Here is a 24,178-nt window from a genome sequence, read left to right on the forward strand (position 1 = left end):
CCGGCCTGGTGACCCCGATGTTATCGGGGAATCCGCCGCCGGCGACGCGCTCAGCGCAGGGCGCGGGGCGGTGGCGCCGAGTTGACGATCGCGAGCAGGCGCTCGCGCGCGACGCGTTCCACGATCTCGGGCGTCGCCGAGATGCCCAGATGCTGCGCACACGCGCACACGTCGGCCACGCATCGGTCGATCGTGTCCACGGGTACGGTCAGGAACTCTTCGGCCAGTCTGAGACTGACCGGCTCCCGCAGGAACCGTGTGGCCAGAGCGAGCATAGATGTCAGATTCCTCTGAAGACCTGGGGGCAAACCCTCAGGAATGTGTGCTGGGCGACTTGCGCTCTCATTTCATCCTTTCATGGACGGGTGTCAAGCCTCCACGACGCCTGTGTTCCCTTCACCGACTGCCCATTCGTGCGAAGCTGTCTCCATGCGCATCCAGCAGATCCCCGAGGAGTGGGCGTTCGCGGGGCCGCACACCATCGCGCAGCGGCTGGGAGGCGGCCGCGCGGCCGAGCGCGCCGCCTCGTATGATCCTGAGGCGTTCGCCGGCCCCGGGTCGCTCGCGCACGGCGGGGAGCCGCTGGAACGACGCATGACCCTTCCGGGACACGGCGAGCGGAAGGCCCAGATTTTTTTGGCATTGCTGGGGAAGCAGTTGGGGGTTCAACCATCAGGCTGGCGTGAGGCAGCCGGAACCTATGGCGAGGAGGGGTCACACCGTTCGGTCGCCGACGTCGTCGACGCCGAGAGCCTGGTCCGCGTACGTGCCGCCGCACAAGGGGCCGAGCGCGCGGCCACGGCCGAGTAGCTGCGCTGTAACCTGATCTTGCTGCGCGACGTGGAGCGATTTTGACAGGATGCGTTGACCTTAGAGGCGACCGGGCCGCGGCGGGGGCTTCCGTCCGCACATGCCCATCGCCGATGATGTACTGCAGGATCCGGTCGCCCGGAGCCGCGCTGTACCTGTACACGACTATGGAGATGTGCCGCGTGGGAGACCCTGGCACGCGACGGAGGTGCGGACGATGAGCGCCGAGACCTCCGTGCCCCGTCCCCGGGAGTCGGATGTGGACATCTCAGACTCCGCCCTCTTCCAGGGCATGCTGTCCGAGGCCGAGTTCGCCTTCGCGTTCTTCGACGGCGAGGGCCGCATCCAGCGGGTCAACGACGTCTTCTGCGACGTCGTCGACGTGCCCGCTGAGCGCCTGACCGGCAGGCAGCCGGTCGAGGTGCTGACCGCCGACCTCAGCCAGATCATCACCCACGCCGTGCAGGCCGTCGCCGAGACCGACGCGCCGGTCACCGAGGGGCGCGTGCGGGTGCGGTCGGCCGAGGGCGACACCCGGCACTGGTCGCTGTCGTTCTCGCCGGTGCACGACGAGGCGGGCGAGCTGCGCGCCGTCGCGCTGGTCGGCATGGACGTCACCGAGAGCCGCCAGACCGAGGAGGCGCTGCGCCGCAGCGAGGAGCGCTACCGCTCGCTGGTGGAGGCGCAGTCCCAGCTCGTGTGGATCACCTCGCCCACGGGCGCCGTGCTGGAGGACGCCCCGCAGTGGCGCGCCATCACCGGCCAGGGCCTGGAGGAATACCTCGCCAACGGCTGGCTGGAGGTCGTCCACCCCGAGGAGCGCCAGCAGACCGAGGAGGCCTGGCGGGAGGCGCTGCGCGGGCGCACCATGTTCGAGTGGAACTACCGGGTGCGCACCCGGGCCAGCGGCTACCGGCACTTCGAGGTGCGGGCCGTGCCGATCATCCGCCACGGCAGGGTCGTGGAGTGGGTCGGCGCCAACACCGACGTCACCCCGCAGCGCGAGGCCGAGGAGATGCGCGGCCGGCTGACCGACCAGCTCGGCGCCGCCGCCCTGCGCACCGCCCGGCTGCAGGGCGCCACCGCCATGCTCGCCGAGGCGCTGACCGTCGAGCAGGTCATGCAGGTCATCATCGACGTGGGTCGCACCGCCCTGGCGGCCGACCGCTCGGCCGTGGCGCTGCTCGACACCGACCGCGCCGCGCTCAAGCTGATCAACGGCGAGGGCATCCCCGAGGCGTCCGGCGCCTCCGGCGAGGAGATCCCGCTGTCCAGCTCCAGCGTGATGACCATGGCGGTCAACAGCCGCCGGCCGGTCTTCGCCGAGTCGCCCGACAGCCTGCGGGCCCAGCTCCTGGAGGCCGGCGGCGACGAGGAGGTGCTGGCCAACTACCTCGCCCACAGCGACGAGCAGGCCTGGGTGGGCCTGCCGCTGCTGGCCGCGGGCCGCGCGCTGGGAGCGCTCCGGTTCTCCTTCACCCGCCCGCAGAAGATCTCCCAGGAGGACGGCGTCTTCCTGGAGGCGCTGGCCGGCCAGTGCGCGCTGGCGGTCGAGCGGGCCACCCTGTTCGAGCGCGAGCACCGCACCGCCGAGACGTTGCAGCGCAGCCTGCTGCCCGACCGCCTGCCCGTGGTCAAGGGCCTGGAGCTGGCCCAGCGCTTCCGCTCGGGCAGCCGCCACGTCCAGGTCGGCGGCGACTGGTACGACGCGTTCGTGCTGCAGGACGGGCGGGTCGCCGCGGTCGTCGGCGACGTCATGGGCAAGGGCGTCAAGGCCGCGGCCGGCATGGGCCGCATCCGCAACGCCATGCGCGCCCTGGCGCTGACCAACCCGCCGCCCGCGGCCGTGCTCACCGGGCTCGACCGCGTCTTCGAGGCCACCGAGGAGGAGGAGCAGGTCACGACCCTGGCCTACATGGTCGTCGAGCCCGTCACCGGCGAGGGCACGCTGGCCCTGGCCGGTCACCCGCCGCCCGTGCTGGTCTCTCCGCAGGGCACGGCGATCCTGTGCGACGCCGAGCCGGGCACGCCGCTGGGCTGGCCGACCAGCCGCCGGCAGTTCCGGTTCGTGGTGCCGCCGGGGCACACCGCCGTGCTCTACTCCGACGGGCTCGTGGAGAACAGGAAGCGCGGGCTGGACGCCGGACTCGCGGACCTTTGCAGTGTTGTGACCGAAGCGCCGCCTGAGGTGGTGAAGAGTCCGCACATGTTGCTGGACTTCCTGGTTGACCGGATGTTGTCTGGATATGAACAGGATGATGACGTTACCGCGCTCGCAATTCACGTCCCTCCGGCCACGAAGAGTGACTGAATGAAACAGTCATAACGGTTGCTTTCGGGTATCAGTGCCCCGCTTACGTACGCACTACTGCCTCGGTCGGCCTAGGGTGGAGGTCAACCGCCGGGAGGTGGCCGTATGGAGTGCGGGGTCGTGCCACAATGCTGTGCAGGTCCGTCGCGGTCCGCACGGCCTCACCGATCTCCGAGAGAGGCAACAGCCCCCCAGCGGGCATCTGGGTCCATTGTCGCCACGCGTTCGTTCGAGAGGTGTTCGTGTCGCCTGCAAGTTCGACTCGCTCGAAGCCACAAGAGCTGAACGAGCCCGTCATTCAGCGACTGCTCGAGCGTGGGCGCTCGCAGGGTTTCCTCGAGTCTGAGGATGTCCGTCAGGCCTTCGAGGAGGCGGACATCCCCATGTCGCACGCCGCCGCGTTCTTGCGGAACCTCAGCAAAGAGGGCGTGACCGTGGTGGTGACCGCCGCGGATTCGGCTGCGCCGAAGAAGTCTCGTGGTCCAGCAAAGCGTCGCACCGCCGCCCCCGTCAAGACCAAGACGGCTGCGGCCGCCAAAGAGCAGCAGCCCGAGACCGTGACCGCGGTCGTCGGCACCGCTGAAGCCGAGCCGGCCGCCAAGAAGGCGGCCCCCGCGAAGAAGGCCGCTCCGGCGGCGAAGAAGGCCGCGGCACCCGCCGCCGCCAAGAAGGCCGAGCCGAAGATCGCTGCTGGGCCTGCCGAGACCAAGCCGAAGGCGCCCGAGGCCCCGCGGGGCGAGACGGACGACGACGAGGACCTCGAGCTCGACGGCGACGTGGAGCTGGAGGACCTGGAAGACCTCGACGTCGACGACATCGTCGAGGTGGACTCCGACGCCGAGACCGAGGGCGACGACGGCGACGACGACGACGCCGAGGAGCCCAAGCCCGCCGAGGTCGTGGTCGCCGAGAAGAGCGAGGACGAGGTCCTCATCCTCTCCGACGACGACGATGACGCCCCGGTCGCGCAGGTCGCGGCCGCCGGCGCCACCGCCGACCCGGTCAAGGACTACCTCAAGCAGATCGGCAAGGTCCCCCTGCTCAACGCCGAGCAGGAGGTCGAGCTGGCCAAGCGCATCGAGGCGGGCCTGTTCGCCGAGGAGCAGCTGGGCAGCGGCGAGGCCGACGGCCTGCCGGTCGACGTCCGCGCCGAGCTGGAGTGGATCGCCGAGGACGGCCGCCGCGCCAAGAACCACCTGCTGGAGGCCAACCTCCGGCTCGTGGTCTCGCTGGCCAAGCGCTACACCGGCCGCGGCATGCTCTTCCTCGACCTCATCCAGGAAGGCAACCTCGGCCTGATCAGGGCCGTGGAGAAGTTCGACTACACCAAGGGCTACAAGTTCTCCACGTACGCCACGTGGTGGATCCGGCAGGCGATCACCCGGGCCATGGCCGACCAGGCGCGGACCATCCGCATCCCGGTCCACATGGTCGAGGTGATCAACAAGCTGGCCCGCGTCCAGCGGCAGATGCTGCAGGACCTCGGCCGCGAGCCCACGCCGGAAGAGCTCGCCCGTGAGCTGGACATGACGCCCGAGAAGGTCGTCGAGGTCCAGAAGTACGGGCGCGAGCCCATCTCCCTCCACACGCCGCTGGGCGAGGAGGGCGACAGCGAGTTCGGTGACCTCATCGAGGACTCCGAGGCCATCGTCCCGGCCGACGCCGTCAGCTTCACGCTGCTCCAGGAGCAGCTGCACTCCGTTCTCGACACGCTGTCGGAGCGGGAGGCGGGCGTCGTGTCGATGCGCTTCGGGCTCACCGACGGGCAGCCGAAGACGCTGGACGAGATCGGCAAGGTCTACGGGGTGACCCGCGAGCGCATCCGCCAGATCGAGTCCAAGACCATGTCCAAGCTGCGTCACCCGTCCCGGTCCCAGGTCCTGCGCGACTACCTCGACTGAGACGGCCGGTTCACCACGAGAAGGGCCCCGTCCCCGAGCCACCGCTCGGGGCGGGGCCCTTCTCCCGTTCCGGCGACGGGCCCGGGGTCAGGGCAGGTGGACGTCCAGCGTCCACGGGCGCGACGGGCGCGGCGGGGGAGTGAGGTCCACGGTGCGGCCGAGCTCGGTGAGGGTCTTGGCCAGCTCGTCCGGGGTGGACGGGACGCGGTCGTGGCGGAGCAGGGCGCGGGCGATCTCGCCCCGGGTGGCCTTGGCCATGTGGCTGACGACCTTGCCGGCCCGGAAGACCCGCACCGTCACCGACCGCTCGCCCGGCTGCCAGGCCCCCGCGTACGTGGCCGAGCGCATGTCCACCACCAGCCCAGGCACCGGGTCGAGGGCCTTGGCCAGCAGGGGCCGCCAGAAGGCCGCCAGCCCGCCCAGCGGCGGCAGACTGACCCCCATCGACAGCCGGTACGGCGGGATCCGGTCGGTGATCCGCAGCACGCCCCACAGCCCCGAGAAGATCAGCACGGACTCCTCGGCCCGCCGGCGCGCCGGCTCCTCCAGCGTGCCCAGCCCGAGGTTGTCGTACAGGACGCCGGTGTAGAGCTCGGCGGCGGGCAGCGTGGGGGCCGTCCGCAGCGCCACGTTCCTGGCCGGCTCGCCGGCCAGCCCGGGGGTCAGCCCGAGCACGTCGAGGGAGTCGCGGCGCTTGGAGGCGCGGATGAGCGCGCTCATCACCCGCTTGCGGGCCCGGTCGAGCGCGGGGAAGGACAGCTCGCCGACGGGCGGCCCGCTTCCCTCCTGGGCCTTCCCCTCCGACGGAGGCAGCAGTATCAACACAGGTCACTACCTTATGGGGGCCTGGCCCGGCTCTCGCCGTGACCTGTCGGCTACGCTGCGCGGGTGGATTTCGACCTTCTTGTCCATGAAGCGTGGCCTGCGTACGAGCAACGCGTCCACGACGGCTGGGTGCTGCGCTACGCGGGAGGCGTGACCAAGCGGGCCAACTCGGTGCTGCCCCTGGGCCGCCCGGCCGACCTGGACGCGGCGATCGGGGCCGCCGAGGCGTTCTACGGCGGGCGCGGGCAGCGGTGCGCCTTCTCGATGGGGCTCGGCGCCCCGCCCGGCCTGGACGAGGAGCTGGAGCGCAGGGGGTACGAGCGGGTGGATCCCACGCTCGTCATGACCGCCCCCGCCCCCGCCCCCGCCTCCGCCCCCGTCCTCGCCGCGCGGCCGGCGTCGGCGGCGGAGGAGAAGGTCAGGATCGAGGACCGGCCGTGGGCGGGCTGGCTCGACACCTGGTGGGCTGTGGACGGCCGGTACGACAGCGGCCTGGCCCGGGCCGCCCGCATCTGCGCCGGCGTCCCGGCCTGGTACGGGGCCTACGAGGAGAGCGGCGAGACGCTGGCCGTGGGCCGCGCCGTCCCGCAGGACGGCACGCTCGGCATCTACTGCATGGCCACCCTGCCACAGGCGCGGCGGCGCGGCCTGGCCAGGGCGGTGCTGCGGGCGCTGGTGCGGCACGCCGGCGCCACCTCCGCCTACCTGCTCACCACCGAGCCCAACCGGGCCGCGCAGGCGTTGTACCGCGGCGAGGGTTTCGAGGTCGCCTCCCGCTACCACTACCGCGTCCGGTGAGCGGCGGGGGCGGGGGCGCGCGGACATGGAACGGCGACCCCGGGCATGCCCAGGGTCGCCGTTCCGTATGTTTTATGTGGTTATCTCATCACGGCAGGCGCTGTGGATCAGCGCTCGTCGTTGGGGGCATTCGATGGGGTCTTGCTGAGGCGAGCCGACTCGTCCAGGATGTCGGCGCCCTTTTCGCGCAGCGCCGCGATGTGCTGACGCCCGTGGTGGGCGCAGAACAGCAGCTCCCCGCCTATGGGCAGGGTCGCGCGAATGTAGGCCTGAGCGCCGCAGCGGTCGCAGCGGTCGAGGGCCGTCAGCGGCTTAACGGGGGCGAGAGCTCCAGTCACGTATCGCCTTTCGGGTCACCCCCGCCGAAGCGAGGATCTGGCGTCAGTCACTTGGAACAACATCTAACCGGACGTGGGGCTTCCCAACCGCCTCCTCTGTACGCCCAGAGCGGAATGTGTCCGAAAGTAATGATGATCAGCCGGTTGGTAACGGCAAACATGCCGCCGTGGCAAGCTTGTACGCGTTCGCAAGGGAACAACGGTAAGCTACGCACACGTGTTCGATGCATAACACCAGGGGAGCTGGAGTGACTCTAGTGGAGACGGGTTACACGGCTCGTCACCTGTCGGTGCTTGAGGGCCTGGAAGCGGTCCGCAAGCGTCCCGGCATGTACATCGGGTCCACCGACAGCCGCGGGTTGATGCACTGTCTCTGGGAGATCGTCGACAACGGCGTCGACGAGGCACTGGCCGGCTACTGCGACCGCATCGAGGTCGAGCTCTACGCCGACGGCTCCATCGAGGTGCGCGACAACGGCCGCGGCATCCCCGTCGACATCGAGCCCAAGACCGGCCTGGCCGGCGTCGAGCTCGTCTACACCAAGCTGCACGCGGGCGGCAAGTTCGGCGGCGGCTCCTACGCCGCCTCGGGCGGCCTGCACGGCGTGGGCGCCTCCGTGGTCAACGCCCTGTCGGCGCGGCTCGACGTCGAGGTCGACCGCGACGGCCGGGTCCACGAGATCAGCTTCCGCCGCGGCGTCCCCGGCGTCTTCGACGGCGAGGGGCCCACGGCCAAGTTCCGCAAGAAGTCCGGCCTGCGCCTCGGCGACGAGCTCCCCGCCGCCTCCACCGGCACCCGGGTGCGCTTCTGGGCCGACCGGCAGATCTTCCTGCCCGACGCCGAGGTCTCGCTCGACGAGATCCACGTGCGGCTGCGGCAGACCGCGTTCCTGGTGCCCGGCCTGACCCTCGTGGTCTACGACAGCCGGCACGAGGAGCGCATCGAGGAGGAGTTCCGCTTCGAGGGCGGCATCTCCGAGTTCGTCGATTTCCTGGCCCGCGACGAGGCGGTCTGCGACGTGCTGCGGCTGCAGGGCGTCGGCCACTTCCACGAGACCGTGCCGGTCCTCGACGACCAGGGCCACATGACGCCCACCGAGGTCCAGCGCGAGCTGAGCGTCGACGTGGCGATCCGCTGGGGCAAGGGCTACGAGTCCACCGTGCGCTCGTTCGTCAACGTCATCGCCACCCCCAAGGGCGGCACCCACCTCACCGGCTTCGAGCGCGGCCTGGTCCGCACGATCAACGAGGTGCTGCGCGAGACCCGGCTGCTGAAGAACGGCGACGACCCGGTCACCAAGGACGACATCCAGGAGGGCCTGACCGGCGTGGTCACGGTCCGGGTGCCCGAGCCGCAGTTCGAGGGCCAGACCAAGGAGGTGCTCGGCACCTCGGCGGCCACCCGCATCGTCTCCCACGTGGTCTCCCGCGAGCTGAAGGAGATCTTCACCAATCCGCCGCGCGGCTACAAGCAGCCGCTGCGCGCCGTCCTGGAGAAGATCGTCGCCGCCGCCAAGGCCCGCATCGCGGCCCGCGAGCACCGCGAGAACCAACGCCGCAAGACCGCCCTGGAGAGCTCCGCGCTGCCGGCCAAGCTGGTCGACTGCCGCAGCGAGGGCCTCGACCGCAGCGAGCTGTTCATCGTCGAGGGCGACTCGGCGCTGGGCACGGCCAAGCTGGCCCGCGACTCGGAGTTCCAGGCGCTGCTGCCGATCCGGGGCAAGATCCTCAACGTGCAGAAGGCGTCGGTGAGCGACATGCTCAAGAACGCCGAGTGCGCCGCCATCATCCAGGTCGTCGGGGCGGGCTCGGGCCGCTCGTTCGACATCGAGGCCGCCCGCTACGGCAAGGTCATCCTCATGGCCGACGCCGACGTCGACGGCGCCCACATCCGCTGCCTGCTGCTCACCCTCTTCTACCGCTACATGCGGCCGATGGTGGAGGCCGGGCGGGTCTTCGCCGCGGTGCCGCCGCTGCACCGCATCGAGCTGACCAACCCCGGCCGCGGCAAGGACAAGTACATCTACTGCTACTCCGACGCCGAGCTGCAGAAGGTGCTGCGCGACCTGGGGCGGCGCGGCAAGCGCTGGAAGGACCCGGTGCAGCGTTACAAGGGCCTGGGCGAGATGGACGCCGACCAGCTCGCCGAGACCACGATGGACCCGCGCCACCGCATCCTGCGCCGGGTGCGCATCGAGGACGCCGAGGCCGCCGAGCACATCTTCAACCTCCTCATGGGCAGCGACGTCGCGCCGCGGCGGGAGTTCCTCGTCACCAGCGCCGCCGAGGTCGATCGCGACGCCATCGACGCCTGAAACCCCCTTCAGGACCGCCGAAACGTCACGGCCCCTCCCCGGGTATGGGGGAGGGGCCGTTCGCGCGTGCTGGGGCCCCTGGAGGCGTCTCCTGGGCCCCTGGCAGCGCGGTTTCCCCGGTCGTCCGCCGGCCCGGCCCTGCGGGCCGAGGAACGTTCGAGGCCGGCCGGGTATGTCAGATCACCGGGGAGAAGCCGGCGGAATCCTGGGCCGGGCCCGCGAGTTCCCTGCCGGGGCCCGGCCCTCCGGCGCGGCCGGGCCGGGGGTGAGGGCGATGGCCAGTTCGGCGAAGGCGGTGGCCGTCGGGAGCGGGTCGGCGGGCAAGGCGAGAAGGACGGTGCGCTCGGCGGCCGGGTCCAGCGGGATCGCGTGCACGCCCGGGCGATGGGCGGGCAGCGACAGCTCAGGGACGATGCTCACCCCGAGCCCCTCGGCGACCATGGCGAGAATGCTGTGGGTGTCGCGCACCCGGTAGTGGCACCTCAGGCTCGCCCCCGCCGCCCGCGCGAGTGCCGTGATCAGAGGCTCGCAGCCGCCCGTGGACATGATGAACGGCTGCCGGGACAGCTCGGCCACCGGTACCGAGTCGCGGACGCCCAGGGCGTGACCGCTGGGCAGGACGGCCAGCATGCGGTCGGTGGCGAGTGGCCGCGCCGTCAACCCCGCGGGGAGCGCGGCCGTGGGGGCCCGTGCGCCCGCCACCCCGGCCGACACGGTCGCGATGTCCGCCGCTCCCGTTGTGAGCCACTCCAGCACCTCGTCGTCCGAGCCCTCCATCACCGTGAGCCGCACCTGCGGATGCGCGTCCCCGAACCGCCGCAGGACCGGCGGCAGCAGCCGGACGTTGGCGCTGGGGATGACGCCGACGCGCAGGCTGCCACGCTCCTGCTCGCGGACCGCGGCCACCTCCTGCTCCAGCGCTTCCACCTGGGTGAGGATGAGCGCGGCGCGGCGGCACACGGCACGCCCAGCCGCCGTCAGGCTCACCCCGTGGTTGCCCCGCACCAGCAGCGCGACCCCCAGCTCGCTCTCCAGGGCGCGCAGCGCGTGGCTGACCGCGGACTGCGTGGTGGCCAGTTCCTCGGCGGCCCGGGTCATGTTGCCGGTGCGCGCGACCGCCTGCAGGATCCTCAGCTGGGTGAAGGTCACAGCGCCGCGCGCAGCAGGCCGACGACCAGCGGGTGCGGGGCCTCGGGACGCGAGCGGGTCTGCGGCACGAACAGGGTGGCCACGTAGTAGGGGTGGCCGGGGATCTCCAGCACCCGGGCCTCGCCGTCGCCGTCCACTCCTGTGACGGAGAAGCCACCGTCGTGCAGGGTCTCCTGCCGGCCGGGGTCGAGACCGAAGTTGCAGTAGTACTCCTCCTCGACCTCGGTCCGTCCGTACAGGGCGGCCGCTCGGGTACCGGGGACCAGGGTGACGGGCATGGTCTTGCCGGCCAGCGAGCAGGCCAGTTCCGACACGAAGAGGGTGGAGGCGTACGGGTCGTACTCCGCGTGTTGGGCGTCCTCGTGGCCGAGCACGTGGCGGGCGTACTCGATGACCATGTGCTGGCAGCCGCCGCACGTCCCGAGGGTGGGCACGCCGTGCTCGCGGCCGTGCCGAAGGGCGGCGAGGGCGCCGCGCAGGCTGCGGTACGGGCTGCCGGGCGCGCACCACAACACGTCGGCGGCCTTGACCTCGGTCAGGTCGGATTCGAGCGGTTCGGTGGCCAGCCAGCGGACGTCCACCCCGATGCCGAGGTGCGCGGCGGCGTGCCGCAGCGCGTCGCCGGTGGCCACGTGCGGAGGAAAGGTCGGGTCGCGGTCGCCAATGACCGCGACGCGCAGCGATCGGTTCATGGCCCCACTATGTGACGCTCCGGCCTGAGCACCAATACCGGACCAGGCGTGCGCCATGAGCGATCGCTCATGTCCAGGCGGGAAGCCCACTTCGCGTATCCGTGCGCACGGACCTCGGGAGCCGACAGCGGGAGTCCTGGGGGCGGTTCCGGGAGCTCCGGGACGTGTTCTCGGGGCCTCCGCCTCCCCCGCCCCGCCCGGACGGGGCGGCGGCCGGGAGCCGGAGGCCGGGATCGCGGACGGGTCAGAAGTCGATCGGGGAGAGCCGGCCGGAGTGGACGTCGTAGATCGCGCCGGCGACCGGCATGCCCTGCGGCAGGAACGGGCTGGTCCGGATGCGGGTCAGGTCGTGGCGCAGCGCCTCGTGCTGGTCGGGGACGGTGTGGAAGTCGAGGCTGCGGGTGTCCACCCCGCGGTCGGCGGTGAGCTTGTGGACGTCGGCGTCGGTGACCTTGGTCATGCCGCAGTCGGTGTGCGGCATGACCAGCACCCGTTCGACGCCCAGCACGTAGACGGCCAGCACCAGGGTGCGCAGCACGTCGTCGGTGACGCGGGCGCCGGCGTTACGGAGGATCTTGGCGTCACCCGGTTTGAGCCCGAGCAGGCCCAGGGGGTCGATCCGGGAGTCCATACAGGTCACCACGCCCAGCCCGCGGGCGGCCCGCCCGGTGAGGCCGGAGTCGGCGAAGTCTCGTGCGAACTCAGCGTTGGCGGCATACAGGTCGTCGAACGCGCTCATGGCACCGATGATCCCGCATGACGTAGGGCTCCGGGACACCGGGGGCGCCGCGACACGGGCCGGAGTTCGCAAACCTCCCCCGAAATCCGGTGACGATGCGTGATGATGACGTAGCCCTTCGTACGCCGTCAGAAGAAGGTGGGTCGTGAGTAGGTCCGAATCGCTCGCCGCGTTCCTCCGTGCCGAAGCCCGGCGCCGCCTCGACCGTGTGGAGGCCAACGACGGCGGCCGCAACGCCCGGTGCGCGCTGGCCCTCCTCGACACCGCCGCCTACGTCACCGGTCTGCCCGAGGACGATCCGTTCCTCCTGCTGCTGGACGAGGTGGGTTGCTTCGGGCCGCTGGGGTGCGAGGAGTTCGCGCCCGGCGAGGCCGGCGTCCGGCTGGTCCGGCGCTGGGAGGGCGGCGAGCCGCACGAGCTGCTGCGCGCCCTCCCGACCGCGATCGCGGCCTCACCGGCCGGCTGAGCCTCTGAACCCCGGCCGCCTGAGCCCCGGCCGCCTGAACGCCGGCCGCCTGAGCCCCTGAGCTGCCCGTGCCGCCTGTCCTGCCAGGTGTGCCGGATCGGCATCGGGGTAGTTCACGCCGTCGCCGTCGCCGATCGCGACGGCCGGCAGCCGGGCGCAGAACCCCCTTTCGACGTCTCAGAGGTGAATGATGAGTGGCATCGCCGAGTTCCGGACCGTCGTGCTCGACACACCCGACCCCAAGGGGCTGGCCGAGTTCTACTCCAAGCTGCTGGGCTGGCCGATCACGTCCGTCGAGGACGACTGGGTGGTGATCAGCGACGGCGGCGCGCCCAAGCGGCTGGCGTTCCAGCTCGCCACCGACCTGCGCCCCACGACCTGGCCCGACCCCGAGCGGCCCCAGCAGCTCCACCTGGACCTCCTGGTGAGCGACCTGGACGAGGCCGAGAAGCGGGTGCTGGAGATCGGCGCGGTCAAGCACGAGCACCAGCCGGACGAGGACGACGACGACTTCCGCGTCTTCCTCGATCCGGCCGGTCACCCGTTCTGCCTCTGCGTGAGCTGAGCGGCGAGCCCTAGCGGGCGGCCTGGGCCAGCAGGTCCACCGCCTTCCTGAGGTGGCCGGCCGCCAGCTCGTGGTCGGCCCGCGCCTGCAGGTCGGGCCGCCTGCCCACGCTCTGCGCCAGGTCCCTGGCCACCGAGACGACGGCGTCGCCCTGGGCGTAGGCGGCGCTCTTCGCGCGTTCGAGCAGCGTCGCGGCCACGCCCAGCGCGGCCAGGACCGTGCGCGCCTCGCGTACGGAGCCGTCGGCGTTCCAGTTGCGGCCGGCCAGGGCGAGCGTCAGCGCGGCCGCGGCGGCCCTGGCCGGGCCGTCACCGGCGGCCAGCTCGTCGCGGGCCGCCCTGAGCCGGTCGCGGGCCGGGTCGGTCCGCAGGCCCCACCCGTAGGGGAACAGCGGGTCGTAGGCGGCGTCGCCCACGTTGATCGGGAGCTGGTCCACGGTGCGGAACCAGGTGACCGGCAGCCGCCCGGTGTACGGCACCGCCCCGAACAGCGGATCGGCCACGCCCGCGCCCTCGGTGCCCGGCAGCCAGGCGGCCACCACGGCCTCGACGCCCGACAGGTCGCCCAGCGCCATCGGGCGGCCGGACACGACGACCACGACGCACTTCAGGGCACCGCACACCCTGTCCACGGCGGCCCGGTCGGCGGCCGACAGCTCCAGCGTGCGGCCCTGGCGGCCGACGTCGCCGAAGCCCTCCGCGTACGGGGTCTCGCCCACGACCACCACGCCCACGTCGTGCCCGGCGGGGTCGGCCGAGGCGTCGCGCGAGTAGGTCACCGAGGCGGCGCGGTCGCGGACGGCCTGGAGGATCGTCGTGCCGGGGGTGATCGGCCCGGACGAGCCCTGCCAGGTGATCGTCCAGCCGCCGCTCTGGTTGCCGATGTCGTCGGCGTTGGAGCCGGCCACGTACACCTTGGCGTCGCGGCTCAGCGGCAGCAGGCGGCCGTCGTTCTTGAGCAGCACCTGCGACTTCGCGGCGGCGGCGCGGGCCACCGCGCGGTGCGCGGGGGAGCCCACGTCGGCCTGGTGGGAGCGGTCGGCGTACGGGTGCTCGAACAGGCCGAGGCGGAACTTCTGCGTCAGGATGCGGGCGACCGCGTCGTCCACCCGGGACACCGGCACCCGTCCGGCCTCGACCTCGGCCTTCAGCGTGCTGGTGAACTCGGGGTAGGCGTACGGAACCATGATCATGTCGAGCCCGGCGTTGACCGAGGTGCGCACGTCGCTCGGGTAGTCGCCGGGGATCTGGTCGATGGCCTGCCAGTCGCTGATCACGAAGCCCTTGAAGCCGAGCCGGCCCTTGAGCACGTCGGTGATCAGCTCCTTGTGGGCGTGCATCTTCACCGGCCCGTCGCCGAAGTCGACGCTGGAGAACGACGGCATGACGCTGCCGACCCCCCGCCTGACCGCCGCGGCGAACGGCGCCAGGTGGATCGCCTCCAGCTCCTGCCTGCTGACCCTGGTGACGCCCTGGTCGATGGTGTAGTCGCCGGTGGTGGAGGAGCCGTAGGCGGTGCCGCCGTCGCCGACGTAGTGCTTGGCGGTGGCCAGCACGCCGTGGCCCTGGAGGCCGTCGATGACCGTGGTCATGCGGGTGACCAGGGCCGGGTCCTCGCTGAACGACTCGTACGCGCGGCCCCAGCGCTCGTCGCGCGACACGCACAGGCACGGCGCGAAGTCCCACGGCACGCCGGTGGCCCTGACCTCGTCCGCGGTGACCTCGCCGGCCCGCCGCACCAGGTCGGCGTCGCGGGTGGCGCCCATGCCGACGTTGTGCGGGAAGATCGTCGCGCCGGTCACGTTGTTGTGGCCGTGCACGGCGTCCACGCCGTAGATCAGCGGCACCTGCAGCCGGGTCGCGCGGGTCTGGAGCTGGAAGGCGTCGATCATGTCGGCCCAGCCGCGCGGCGTGTTGGGGGTGGGCGTGGAGCCGCCGCCGGACAGCAGCGAGCCGAGGCGGTAGGCGGCGATGTCGCTCTGCTTGGCCAGCGCCAGGCGCTCGGCCTGCGTCATCTGGCCGACCTTCTCCTCCAGCGTCATCCGGCCCAGCAGGTCGGCCACGCGCTCCCGTACGGGCCTGCGGGCGTCCAGGTACGGCAGCCCGTGCGCGTTGATCACGATGACCGGGGGCTCGGCGGGCGGCCTGGTGCCCGCGCCGGACAGCTCGACGGGCACGGTCTCGGCGACCTCGTTCCCGCCGTCCCCGAGGATCTTCACGGTGAACGACCTGGACGAGCCGGACGCCGTGCCGGCGGGGAAGGTCAGCGTGCCCTCGGCCGGCGTGTAGTCCCTGCCGGGGGTGGCGGTGCCGGTGCCGGTCCGGTACGCGACGGACAGCGCGGCCTCCAGGGGTGCGCCGGTGGCCGTGGTGACCGTGACGCTCACCCTGGCCTCGGAGCGCTCGTTCACCGGGTAGACCGGCTGGTCGGTGGTCAGGCGGGCGGGGCGCGGGGGAGCGGTGCCGTACAGCTCGACCTGGTCCCACTCCAGGGTGCCGGCGGCCGTGGGCAGGCGCATCGCGTAGCCCCACATGGCGACCAGATCCAGCTCGCCGTCTGTGGGCGCGCCGCCGGGCTGGTAGTCGGCGCGGCGGGTGAAGCTCGCGAAGGGCACCTTGACCTGCCGCCAGCCCGCCGCGTCGTCGGTGAACGAGGACTCGAACAGCTCCGCCGCGCCCGGGCCGGTGCCGCCGTCCTTCAGCTCGAAGAAGATCCGCCGGCCCGAGCCCTCGCCCTTCACCCAGAAGGAGAAGCCCTCGTACGGCGACCAGTCCTGGGTCGCGGCCAGGTCCTGCGACCAGCCGCCCCACTGGCTGATGGCGTAGCCGCTCCTGAGCACCTGGTTCCCGGAGGGGGCGCCGGGGCGGTCGGCGCCGGGCTCGATCGTCAGGGTGGGGGTGGAGGCGGTGTCGTTGCCCCAGGCGTACACGCCGGAGGGGATGCCGCCGGAGTCGAAGTCGACGAGGACGGGCGGATCGGCGGCGGCCCGGGCCGGGCCGGCCGGTACGGCGAGGAGCGGGACCAGTAAGGCCAGAGCCGCCGCCCATGACGGTGGTCTGCGTCGGAACACGGGTGTACCTCCCGATTCAGAGAGAGCGCTCTCCCAGTTAAGATCGGTGGCCGCCCGCCGTCCATAACTGTCCGGATCAGGCCAAGGTGAGGATCTTCCAGCCGTGCGCGGGGACGAAGCAGGGATCCGCGGCCGTGGCGCGCTCGTCGGAGGCGTCCGCGACGGCCAGCCCCGCGGCCTCCAGCGGGAACCGGTAGGGCTCGTCGTCCACGTTGAGCAGCGTCAGGACGCGGCCCGCCCCGGCCGACTCCAGCGCGACCGCCGTGTTGGTGAGATGGGGCACGCTCGTCCGGGCCCGCACCAGCCACGGATGGCGGCGGCGCAGCCCGATGAGCCGCTGGTGCAGCCGGTACACCGGCGACCCCGCCGGATCCAGCTCCTCCGGGCGGTCGGGATAGGCGGGCCGGATCGCGTCGTCGCCGCCGGGCCGGTCCTCCTTCACCCCGCGCAGCCCCTGCTCGTCGCCGTAGTAGACGCTCGGCAGCCCGGCCACCGTGAACAGCACGGCCAGCGCGTGGCCGAGGTGGCGCCCGTCGTCGAGGCGGGTGGCGAGCCTGGTGACGTCGTGGTTGCCGACGAAGGTCAGCGGCACGAACGTCTCCAGCAGCGCGTCGTGCCGCTTCAGCGCCCAGGCCAGCTCGAAGAAGTTGCCGTCGTTGAGCGAGCTCCACAGGGCCTTCCACAGCTCGTACTGGGTGACCGAGTCCAGGCCGCTGCCGGCCACGTAGGCGGCGTAGTCGCCGTGGATCACCTCGCCGCCGAACCACGCCTGCGGGTGCAGCGGGCGGACCCGGGCCAGGGCCTCACGCCAGAAGGCGGCGGGCATCGCGTACGCGGCGTCCAGCCGCCAGCCGGACGCGCCGCGCGCCAGCCAGTGGTCGAGGACGCGGACGACGTGGTCGAGCACGTCGGGATGGCCGTGGTTGAGCGTGACGAGGCCGTGGTGGCCCTCGAACGTGCGGTGGCCGCCGTCCCCGTCGGGCACGAACCAGTGCGCGTGCGCCGGATCGCCGAACAGCGGGTGCCCGCGGCCCACGTGGTTGAAGACGCCGTCCAGGACGATCCGCAGGCCGCGGGCGCCGGCGGCGGCCACCAGGTGGTCGAAGTCCGCGTCGTCGCCGAGGCGCGGATCGATGCGGAAGTGGTCGAGCGTGTCGTAGCCGTGGGTCTCGGCGGCGAAGATCGGGCCGAGCTGCAACCCCGAGCAGCCGAGCCGGACGGCGTAGTCGAGCCACGCCTCCAACCGGCGCAGGCGGTGGCGCACGGGCGCCCCCGGCGGCAGGGCGACCGGCTCGGCACCGGTGAAGCCCAGCGGGTAGATGTGCCACCAGATCGCGTGCTCTTGCCAGGACGTCACGCCGGCCAGCCTATGCCGTCGGGAGAACGCTCGATCCTCCCGGGCGGCCCCGGGCGGCCGTCGCCGCCCGATCGGGCCCCGGGCGGACTCCGCCGCCCGATCGGGCCCCGGGCGGACTCCGCCGCCCGATCGGGCCCCGGGCGGACTCCGCCGCCCGCCCCGTGCCCGGGCCGCCGTCGTCGTCGTGGGTGCGGGTCAGCCGTCCGCCGGGGTGGCGGGGGACGGCGGGACGGGCGGGACGGCGGCCAGGGCGCCGCCGATCGCCCCGATGGTGTGGGTCAGGCGTACGCCGGAGCCGTCGCGCCGCCCCAGCTCCTCCGGCACCGGGACCGGCTTGCCCACCGCCGAGACCGCCTTGACCGGCGCGGGGCCGGCCCAGGCCAGCAGCAGCTCGTCCTCGCCCTTGAGGAAACGTTGCGCCCGTACGCCGCCCGTGGCCCGCCCCTTGGCGGGGAACTCGGCGTAGTCGGACATCTTGCCGCCGCCCACCTGCGTGCCGGGCAGCGCCGTGGACGACCCGGCGACGGTGACCACCCGGGCGGGCCGCTCGGGATCGACCACCCCGAACCAGATCACCCGGGCCCCGTCGTCCAGCCGGATGCCCGTCATGCCGCCGGCCGGCCGGCCCTGCGGGCGCACGAGCGCGGCCTGGTAGCGCAGCAGCTGCGCGTTGGAGGTGATGAACACCAGGTCGTGCGACTCCGACTCCAGCTCGACCGCGCCCACCACGGTGTCGCCGTCCTTGAGGGTGATGACCTCGAAGTCGTCGCGGTTGGCCGGGTAGTCGGGGACCACCCGCTTGACCACGCCCTGCGTCGTGCCGAGCGCCAGCCCGGGCCCGTCGGGGTCGAGCGAGCCGAGCCCCACGACCTTCTCGTCGGGCTGCAGCGAGACGTACTCGGAGACCGGATGGCCCCCCGACAACGACGGCGGGGCGCCCGTGGCCGGCAGCGTCGGCAGGTCCACGACCTGGACGCGGATCAGCCGGCCCAGCGAGGTGACCACGCCGACCTCGCCACGTACGGACGTGCGCACCGCCGAGACCAGCACGTCGTGCGCCGACCGCTCGCCCTCGGCGGGCAGCGGCGAGGCGTCGGCGGTGCGGGCCAGCAGGCCGGTGGACGACAGCAGCGCCAGGCACGGGTCGTCGGCCACCTGCAGCTCCACCACCGCGGTACGGGAGACGCCCGCGGCGTCCAGCAGGACCGTGCGGCGCGGCGTGCCGTATTTCTTGGCCACGTCGGCCAGCTCGGCCGAGACGACCTGGCGCAGCCTGGCCTCCGAGGACAGGATCTCGGTCAGCTTGGCGATCTCGTCGCTCAGCGTCTCCTTTTCCTGGTCCAGCTCCAGCTTGTCGTAGCGGGTCAGGCGGCGCAGCGGCGTGTCGAGGATGTAGGCGGCCTGGATCTCGGTGAGGTCGAAGACGTCCATGAGGCGGGTGCGCGCCTGCGCGGAGTCGTCGGAGGAGCGGATGACCTGGATGACCTCGTCGATGTTGAGCAGCGCGACGATGAGGCCGTCGACCAGGTGCAGGCGCTCCTCGCGCCGCCGGCGGCGGTACTCGGAGCGGCGGCGCACGACCTCCAGCCGGTGGCCGATGTAGACCTGCAGCAGCTCGCGCAGGCCGAGCGTGCGCGGCTCGCCCTCGACGAGCGCGACGTTGTTGATGCCGAAGGACTCCTCCATCGGCGTCAGCCGGTAGAGCTCCTCCAGGACGGCCTCGGGGATGAAACCGTTCTTGATCTCGACGACCAGGCGCAGGCCCTTGTGCCGGTCGGTGAGGTCTTTGAGGTCGGCGATGCCCTGGAGCTTCTTGCTGTTGACCAGCTCCTTGATCTTGGTGACCACGCGCTCGGGGCCCACGTTGTAGGGCAGCTCGGTGACCACGATGCCCTTGCGGCGCGGCGTGATCTGCTCGATCGAGCACTTGGCCCGCATGCGGAATGTGCCGCGCCCGCTCTCGTACGCGTCGCGCACCCCCTGGAGCCCGATGATCGTGCCGCCGGTCGGCAGGTCGGGCCCCGGCACGAACTCCATGAGGTCGTCGAGGGTCGCGTCGGGCTTCTTGATCAGGTGGCGGGCGGCGGCGACGATCTCGACGAGGTTGTGCGGCGCCATGTTGGTGGCCATGCCGACCGCGATGCCGCTGGCGCCGTTGACCAGCAGGTTGGGGAAGGCCGACGGCATGACGGCCGGCTCGGTCTCCTGGCCGTCGTAGTTGGGCTTGAAGTCGACGGTCTCCTCGTCGATGGACTCGACCATGAGCATGGCCGCCGGGGCCAGCCGGGCCTCGGTGTAGCGCATGGCGGCCGGCAGGTCGTCGGGGGAGCCGAAGTTGCCGTGGCCGTCGACCAGCGGCAGCCGCATGGAGAACGGCTGGGCCAGGCGCACCAGGGCGTCGTAGATGGCGGAGTCGCCGTGGGGGTGCAGCTTGCCCATGACGTCGCCGACGACGCGCGAGGACTTGACGTGGCCGCGGTCGGGGCGCAGGCCCATCTCGGCCATCGAGTAGAGGATGCGCCGCTGCACGGGCTTGAGGCCGTCACGCGCGTCGGGCAGCGCCCGCTGGTAGATGACCGAGTAGGCGTACTCAAGGAAGCTCGTGCGCATCTCCGAGGAGACGTCGATGTCGACGATGCGCTCCTCGAAGTCCTCGGGCGGGGGCGTTGTCGTGCGTCGGGCCATGTCGAACATTGTGCCGAAGAAATTCGGGTGCCCGCGACCGGTGGCCGACATGTGCCTTCTCTTCCGGTATTGACCAAGCAATTGCTTGGGTCGTACGTTCGGGGCACCGCTCCCCTCTCCCCGGAGGCGTCATGATCGAGTTCCATCCCGTGACCAAGCACATCGGAGCCGAGGTCACCGGGGTCGACCTGCGCAAGCCGCTGTCGCAGGAGGAGGTCGCCACCCTGCGCGCGGGCTGGCTCAAGCACCTCGTGCTCTTCTTCCGCGACCAGCACATCGACGACGAGCAGCACCTGCAGTTCGCCCTGAACTTCGGCACCCTCAACCACCCCGCGTTCAAGAAGGACGCCGCCAGCCCCATCCACGTGCTCGACCAGACCTCGCCCAAGGGCGAGGGCGGCGACGAGTGGCACAGCGACAACACCTTCGAGCCGACCCCGCCCATGGGCTCGCTGCTGCGCTGCGTCCAGCTCCCCGGCGTGGGCGGCGACACCTGCTGGGCCAACACCTACCTGGCCTACGAGTCGCTCTCCAAGCCGCTGCGACGCCTGTGCGACGAGCTGACCGCCGTGCACGACATCACCATGTCGATGAAGAAGGCCATCTCCAAGGGGCACCCGTTCGACCTGGCCGAGGTGCAGGCCCAGTGGCCGCCGATCGAGCGGCCCGTGGTGCGCGTGCACGCCGAGACGGGCAGGAAGGCGCTGTTCGTCAACCGCTCGTCCACCACCCGCCTGGTCGGGCTGAGCGACCGGGAGAACGAGGCCCTGCTGCCGCTGCTGATCGACCACATCCGCTCGCCCGAGTTCCAGTGCCGCCTGCGCTGGCGGCCGGGCACGCTCGCCTTCTGGGACAACCGTCCCACCCAGCACTACGCGGTCGCCGACTACACCGAGCGCCGCCGCATGCACCGCGTCACCATCAACGCCTTCCCCGAGCACGCCGACCCGCGGCCCGTTCCCTGACCGAACGGGCGCGATTCGTCGGAGGGAGCTGGTAACAAAGAGGGCATGATTGATGCCCCCGACGCCGAGGTGCTGCGCGACGAGGCCGAGGAGCGCCTGCGGGCGCTGGCCGGCGAGCACGCCGTGCTCCGTGACGACCAGTGGGCCGCCATCGAGGCGCTGGTCCTCGACCGGCGCAGGGTGCTCGTGGTCCAGCGCACCGGCTGGGGCAAGTCGGCCGTCTACTTCGTGGCCACCGCGCTCCTCCGCGAGCTGGGCGAGGGCCCCACGGTCATCGTCTCGCCGCTGCTGGCGCTCATGCGCAACCAGATCGCCGCCGCCGAGCGCGCCGGCATCAGGGCCGTGACCATCAACTCCGCCAACCTCGAGGACTGGGAGGAGGTCTACGGCCAGGTCGCCGACGGCCTGGTCGACGTGCTGCTGGTCAGCCCCGAGCGGCTCAACAACCCCGACTTCCGCGACAACGTGCTGCCCGAGCTGGCCGAGAGCGCCGGGCTGGTCGTGGTGGACGAGGCCCACTGCATCTCCGACTGGGGCCACGACTTCCGCCCCGACTACCGCCGGCTGGCCCGGCTGTTCGAGGAGCTGCCGCCCGGCATCCCCGTCCTGGCCACCACCGCCACCGCCAACGCCCGCGTCACCCGCGACGTCGCCGAGCAGATGGGCGACGGCACGATGGTGCTGCGCGGCCCGCTGGAGCGCGAGAGCCTGCACCTGTCCGTGGTCCGCCTGCCCACCGCCGAGCAGCGCCTGGCCTGGCTCGCCCAGACCCTGCGCGAGCTGCCCGGCTCCGGCATCGTCTACACGCTCACCGTGGCCGCCGCCCACGAGGTCGCCGGCTACCTGCGCGAGCAGGGGCACGAGGTGGCCGCCTACTCCGGGCAGACCGACCCGGCCGAGCGGCTGGCGGCCGAGGAGGCGCTGCTCAACAACAAGATCAAGGCGCTGGTGGCGACGAGCGCGCTCGGCATGGGCTTCGACAAGCCCGACCTGGGGTTCGTCGTGCACGTGGGCGCGCCGCAGTCGCCGGTCGCCTACTACCAGCAGGTCGGCCGGGCCGGGCGCGGCGTCGAGCGGGCCGAGGTCATCCTGCTGCCGGGCCCCGAGGACCGCGACATCTGGGCCTACTTCGCCTCGCTGGCCTTCCCTCCGGAGCCCGTCGTCCGCGCCACCCTCCAGGCCCTGGAGGAGCGCGGCGTCATGTCCACCCCGGCCCTGGAGAGCGCCGTCGATCTCAGCCGCGGCCGGCTGGAGATGATGCTCAAGGTCCTCGACGTGGACGGCGCCGTCCGCCGGGTCAAGGGCGGCTGGGAGGCGACCGGCGAGCAGTGGGCCTACGACGCCGAGCGCTACACCCGCATCGCCGCCGAGCGCCGCGCCGAGCAGGAGGCCATGCTCGGCTACCTCACCACCACCGAGTGCCGCGAGCAATACCTCCGCAGGCACCTCGACGACGACGCCGCCCGCCCCTGCGGCCGCTGCGACAACTGCACCGGCAGGCACCGCTCGCCCGACATCGCCCCCCAGGCCGTCGAGCAGGCTCGCGAGCGGCTGAGCCGGCCCGGCGTCGAGCTGGAGGCCCGCAGGCAGTGGCCGACGGGCCTGCCCGACCTGTCCGGCCGGATCAAGCCCGAGCTGGGCGCCGAGCCAGGCCGCGCGCTCGGCCGGCTCACCGACATCGGCTGGGGCAACCGGCTGCGGGAGCTGTTCCAGGGCGGCGACGGGCCGATCCCCGACGACCTGCTCCGGGCCGTGGTGCAGGTTCTGGCCTCCTGGGACTGGCGCGAGCGGCCGGTGGCCGTGGTCAGCGTGCCGTCGGCGTCGCGGCCGCAGCTCGTGCGCTCGTTCGCCGAGCGGCTGGCGCAGATCGGGCGGCTGTCCTACCTGGGGGAGCTGGGCTACCGGGCCGGCTCCCCCGGGCAGCAGTTCAACAGCGCCAAGCGGGTGCGGGCGATCCGGGCCACGCTCGCCATGCCGAAGGACCTCGCCGGGCGCGTCGCCGGGTGCGGCGGCCCCGTCCTGCTCGTGGACGACCGCGTGGACACCGGCTGGACGATGACGCTGGCCGCCGCGCTGGTACGGCACGCGGGCGCCCCGGCGGTGCTGCCCCTGGCCCTGGCCACGGCGAGCTGACCGCCTGGGCCGCCGTCACCGGCTAGAAGGGCGGGCGGGCGCCCAGGTGCATGATCGCCTTGGCGGCCAGCCGGCAGCCCGAGGCCAGCGACTCGGCCGGCGGCTTGCCCTCCAGCCACGGCGGCAGGAAGCCGGCGCAGAACGCGTCACCCGCGCCCGTGCCGTCGACGATCTTCTCGACCGGCTCGGCGGCGGCCCGCACCGGGTCGGGGCGGCCGTTGCTGTACCACAGCGCGCCCTCCTTGTTCATCTTGATGACGACCTGCGGGAACCAGGCCGTCAGCACCTTGGCCGCCGCCTCGGGGTCGTCGCGCCCGGTGAGCACCTTGGCCTGCTCGATGTTGGCGAACAGCAGCTTGGCGCCGTTGGTCCATTCGAGGAACGGCTCGGCCCCGGTGCGTTCGAGCGGCGCCGCCGAGGCGCAGTCGACGGAGATCGACATGCCGGAGCGCCTGGCCATGTCGAGCGCGGCCAGGCCGGCCTCCCGCGAGCCCTCGTTGATCAGCGTGTAGCCGGACAGGTGGAGGTGGGCGCCCGAGGCGAACAGGTCGCGCGGCAGGTCCTCGGGGGACAGGGCGGCGTTGGCGCCGGGGTCGGAGAGCATGGTGCGCTCGCCCTTGTGCGTGACGAGCACCACGCAGGTGCCGGTGGGCCGCTCGGGGTCCATGACCAGCCGCGCGTCCACGCCGTAGCCCATGAGCTCCATGTCGCGGTTACGGCCGGTGATGTCGGCGCCCCTGCGGCCGATGAAGGCCACCTCGGCCCCCTCGACGGCCAGCCAGGACGAGATGTTGGCCCCCGACCCGCCGCCGTGCATGGTCACGATCGCCGGGGTGTCGCTCGCCCTGGCGAGCGCATAACGGGCACGCGCGACCGCGTCGGTCATGAGATCGCCCACCACGACGACCCGCGTCATGATGCCACCACCTTGCTGCCTACAGAACGACCCTGGCCAGGGCAAAACTAACAGCTTCCGGGCCGGTCGTGGGGCCGACCGGTCACGCCGGGCCGGAGTCGATGCACAAGCGTTGCCCAAAAGGGCCCCTGGTCTTGGCATTT

General features: G+C 72.2%; 19 protein-coding genes. 9 read left to right on the plus strand and 10 right to left on the minus strand.

All coding sequences use genetic code 11. The features are described 5' to 3' along the window. Positions 1-50: 50 nt before the first annotated feature. A complete protein-coding gene (locus tag AB0H75_RS32555; RefSeq protein ID WP_367803024.1) occupies positions 51-275 on the minus strand; it encodes a hypothetical protein in 225 nt (74 codons plus the stop codon). A 154-nt stretch (positions 276-429) separates the two neighbouring features. Here AB0H75_RS32555 and AB0H75_RS32560 point away from each other — a divergent pair, with 154 nt between their 5' ends. The 3 genes from AB0H75_RS32560 (at position 430) to AB0H75_RS32570 (ending at position 5,022) form a co-directional block, all read left to right on the plus strand. Continuing rightward, positions 430-810, plus strand: coding sequence for a hypothetical protein (locus AB0H75_RS32560; RefSeq protein ID WP_367803026.1), 381 nt, complete (start codon positions 430-432; stop codon positions 808-810). A gap of 217 nt (positions 811-1,027) precedes the next feature. After that, the gene (locus tag AB0H75_RS32565) at positions 1,028-3,121 is read left to right on the plus strand and encodes a SpoIIE family protein phosphatase (RefSeq protein WP_367803028.1); all 2,094 of its coding nucleotides are present in this window, start codon (positions 1,028-1,030) and stop codon (positions 3,119-3,121) included. Between the two features lie 242 nt (positions 3,122-3,363). Beyond that, complete coding sequence (locus tag AB0H75_RS32570) at positions 3,364-5,022, plus strand: RNA polymerase sigma factor (protein WP_367803030.1); 1,659 nt, start codon at positions 3,364-3,366, stop codon at positions 5,020-5,022. An 87-nt stretch (positions 5,023-5,109) separates the two neighbouring features. Here AB0H75_RS32570 and AB0H75_RS32575 read toward each other — a convergent pair whose 3' ends face one another. Next, complete coding sequence (locus AB0H75_RS32575) at positions 5,110-5,847, minus strand: YaaA family protein (protein WP_367803032.1); 738 nt, start codon at positions 5,845-5,847, stop codon at positions 5,110-5,112. A gap of 63 nt (positions 5,848-5,910) precedes the next feature. Between AB0H75_RS32575 and AB0H75_RS32580 the strand changes: the two genes are divergently transcribed. Continuing rightward, positions 5,911-6,645: a GNAT family N-acetyltransferase gene (locus tag AB0H75_RS32580; protein WP_367803034.1), complete on the plus strand. Its 735-nt coding sequence runs from the start codon at positions 5,911-5,913 to the stop codon at positions 6,643-6,645. A 107-nt stretch (positions 6,646-6,752) separates the two neighbouring features. Here AB0H75_RS32580 and AB0H75_RS32585 read toward each other — a convergent pair whose 3' ends face one another. Beyond that, positions 6,753-6,983 (minus strand): hypothetical protein, encoded by a 231-nt coding sequence (locus tag AB0H75_RS32585; protein WP_367803036.1) that lies wholly within the window; start codon positions 6,981-6,983, stop codon positions 6,753-6,755. Between the two features lie 224 nt (positions 6,984-7,207). Between AB0H75_RS32585 and AB0H75_RS32590 the strand changes: the two genes are divergently transcribed. Next, on the plus strand, positions 7,208-9,298 hold the full coding sequence (locus AB0H75_RS32590; RefSeq protein ID WP_367803038.1) for a type IIA DNA topoisomerase subunit B: 2,091 nt from the start codon (positions 7,208-7,210) through the stop codon (positions 9,296-9,298). Between the two features lie 180 nt (positions 9,299-9,478). Here the strand turns inward: AB0H75_RS32590 and AB0H75_RS32595 are convergent, their stop codons facing one another. From AB0H75_RS32595 to AB0H75_RS32605, 3 genes are all read right to left on the minus strand, one after another. After that, a complete protein-coding gene (locus tag AB0H75_RS32595; protein ID WP_367803040.1) occupies positions 9,479-10,447 on the minus strand; it encodes a LysR family transcriptional regulator in 969 nt (322 codons plus the stop codon). Further along, positions 10,444-11,139, minus strand: a complete 696-nt coding sequence (locus AB0H75_RS32600; RefSeq protein WP_367803042.1) for a hypothetical protein — start codon at positions 11,137-11,139, stop codon at positions 10,444-10,446. The genes AB0H75_RS32595 and AB0H75_RS32600 overlap by 4 nt, the downstream gene beginning before the upstream one ends. A gap of 244 nt (positions 11,140-11,383) precedes the next feature. Beyond that, complete coding sequence (locus AB0H75_RS32605; RefSeq protein ID WP_367803044.1) at positions 11,384-11,878, minus strand: beta-class carbonic anhydrase; 495 nt, start codon at positions 11,876-11,878, stop codon at positions 11,384-11,386. Positions 11,879-12,023: 145 nt separating this feature from the next. On the opposite strand from AB0H75_RS32605, the gene AB0H75_RS32610 reads away from it, so the two are divergent. Further along, positions 12,024-12,344, plus strand: a complete 321-nt coding sequence (locus AB0H75_RS32610) for a hypothetical protein (RefSeq protein WP_367803046.1) — start codon at positions 12,024-12,026, stop codon at positions 12,342-12,344. 190 nt (positions 12,345-12,534) lie between these two features. Beyond that, a complete protein-coding gene (locus AB0H75_RS32615; RefSeq protein WP_367803048.1) occupies positions 12,535-12,909 on the plus strand; it encodes a VOC family protein in 375 nt (124 codons plus the stop codon). Between the two features lie 10 nt (positions 12,910-12,919). On the opposite strand, the gene AB0H75_RS32620 is transcribed toward AB0H75_RS32615, so the two are convergent. From AB0H75_RS32620 to AB0H75_RS32630, 3 genes are all read right to left on the minus strand, one after another. Beyond that, a complete protein-coding gene (locus AB0H75_RS32620; RefSeq protein ID WP_367803050.1) occupies positions 12,920-15,979 on the minus strand; it encodes a glycoside hydrolase family 3 N-terminal domain-containing protein in 3,060 nt (1,019 codons plus the stop codon). 76 nt (positions 15,980-16,055) lie between these two features. Beyond that, positions 16,056-17,336 carry an alpha-amylase family protein gene (locus tag AB0H75_RS32625; RefSeq protein ID WP_367803052.1) on the minus strand — a complete coding sequence of 427 codons (1,281 nt, stop codon included), beginning with the start codon at positions 17,334-17,336 and terminating at the stop codon, positions 16,056-16,058. 195 nt (positions 17,337-17,531) lie between these two features. After that, entirely contained in the window at positions 17,532-20,030 is a 2,499-nt protein-coding gene (locus AB0H75_RS32630; protein ID WP_367803054.1) for a DNA topoisomerase (ATP-hydrolyzing) subunit A, read from the minus strand. 122 nt (positions 20,031-20,152) lie between these two features. Here AB0H75_RS32630 and AB0H75_RS32635 point away from each other — a divergent pair, with 122 nt between their 5' ends. Together AB0H75_RS32635 and AB0H75_RS32640 are read left to right on the plus strand one after the other, a co-directional pair. Further along, a complete protein-coding gene (locus AB0H75_RS32635) occupies positions 20,153-20,986 on the plus strand; it encodes a TauD/TfdA dioxygenase family protein (protein ID WP_367803056.1) in 834 nt (277 codons plus the stop codon). Positions 20,987-21,031: 45 nt separating this feature from the next. Next, entirely contained in the window at positions 21,032-23,119 is a 2,088-nt protein-coding gene (locus tag AB0H75_RS32640) for a RecQ family ATP-dependent DNA helicase (RefSeq protein ID WP_367803058.1), read from the plus strand. 22 nt (positions 23,120-23,141) lie between these two features. Here the strand turns inward: AB0H75_RS32640 and AB0H75_RS32645 are convergent, their stop codons facing one another. Next, positions 23,142-24,035 (minus strand): carbohydrate kinase family protein, encoded by an 894-nt coding sequence (locus AB0H75_RS32645; protein ID WP_367803060.1) that lies wholly within the window; start codon positions 24,033-24,035, stop codon positions 23,142-23,144. Between the last annotated feature and the right edge of the window lie 143 nt (positions 24,036-24,178).

It is taken from the genome of Nonomuraea sp. NPDC050783, from assembly GCF_040802095.1.
In the GTDB taxonomy this organism is placed as follows: Bacteria; Actinomycetota; Actinomycetes; order Streptosporangiales; family Streptosporangiaceae; genus Nonomuraea.

What these genes read in the sequence shown, in the direction of transcription:
- AB0H75_RS32560 (WP_367803026.1), top strand. Translation starts at nt 430, where the DNA reads ATGCGCATCCAGCAGATCCCCGAGGAGTGGGCGTTCGCGGGGCCGCAC.
- AB0H75_RS32600 (WP_367803042.1), bottom strand. Translation starts at nt 11,139, where the DNA reads ATGAACCGATCGCTGCGCGTCGCGGTCATTGGCGACCGCGACCCGACC.
- AB0H75_RS32615 (WP_367803048.1), top strand. Translation starts at nt 12,535, where the DNA reads ATGAGTGGCATCGCCGAGTTCCGGACCGTCGTGCTCGACACACCCGAC.
- AB0H75_RS32605 (WP_367803044.1), bottom strand. Translation starts at nt 11,878, where the DNA reads ATGAGCGCGTTCGACGACCTGTATGCCGCCAACGCTGAGTTCGCACGA.
- AB0H75_RS32555 (WP_367803024.1), bottom strand. Translation starts at nt 275, where the DNA reads ATGCTCGCTCTGGCCACACGGTTCCTGCGGGAGCCGGTCAGTCTCAGA.
- AB0H75_RS32640 (WP_367803058.1), top strand. Translation starts at nt 21,032, where the DNA reads ATGATTGATGCCCCCGACGCCGAGGTGCTGCGCGACGAGGCCGAGGAG.
- AB0H75_RS32565 (WP_367803028.1), top strand. Translation starts at nt 1,028, where the DNA reads ATGAGCGCCGAGACCTCCGTGCCCCGTCCCCGGGAGTCGGATGTGGAC.
- AB0H75_RS32635 (WP_367803056.1), top strand. Translation starts at nt 20,153, where the DNA reads ATGATCGAGTTCCATCCCGTGACCAAGCACATCGGAGCCGAGGTCACC.
- AB0H75_RS32590 (WP_367803038.1), top strand. Translation starts at nt 7,208, where the DNA reads ATGCATAACACCAGGGGAGCTGGAGTGACTCTAGTGGAGACGGGTTAC.
- AB0H75_RS32645 (WP_367803060.1), bottom strand. Translation starts at nt 24,035, where the DNA reads ATGACGCGGGTCGTCGTGGTGGGCGATCTCATGACCGACGCGGTCGCG.
- AB0H75_RS32630 (WP_367803054.1), bottom strand. Translation starts at nt 20,030, where the DNA reads ATGTTCGACATGGCCCGACGCACGACAACGCCCCCGCCCGAGGACTTC.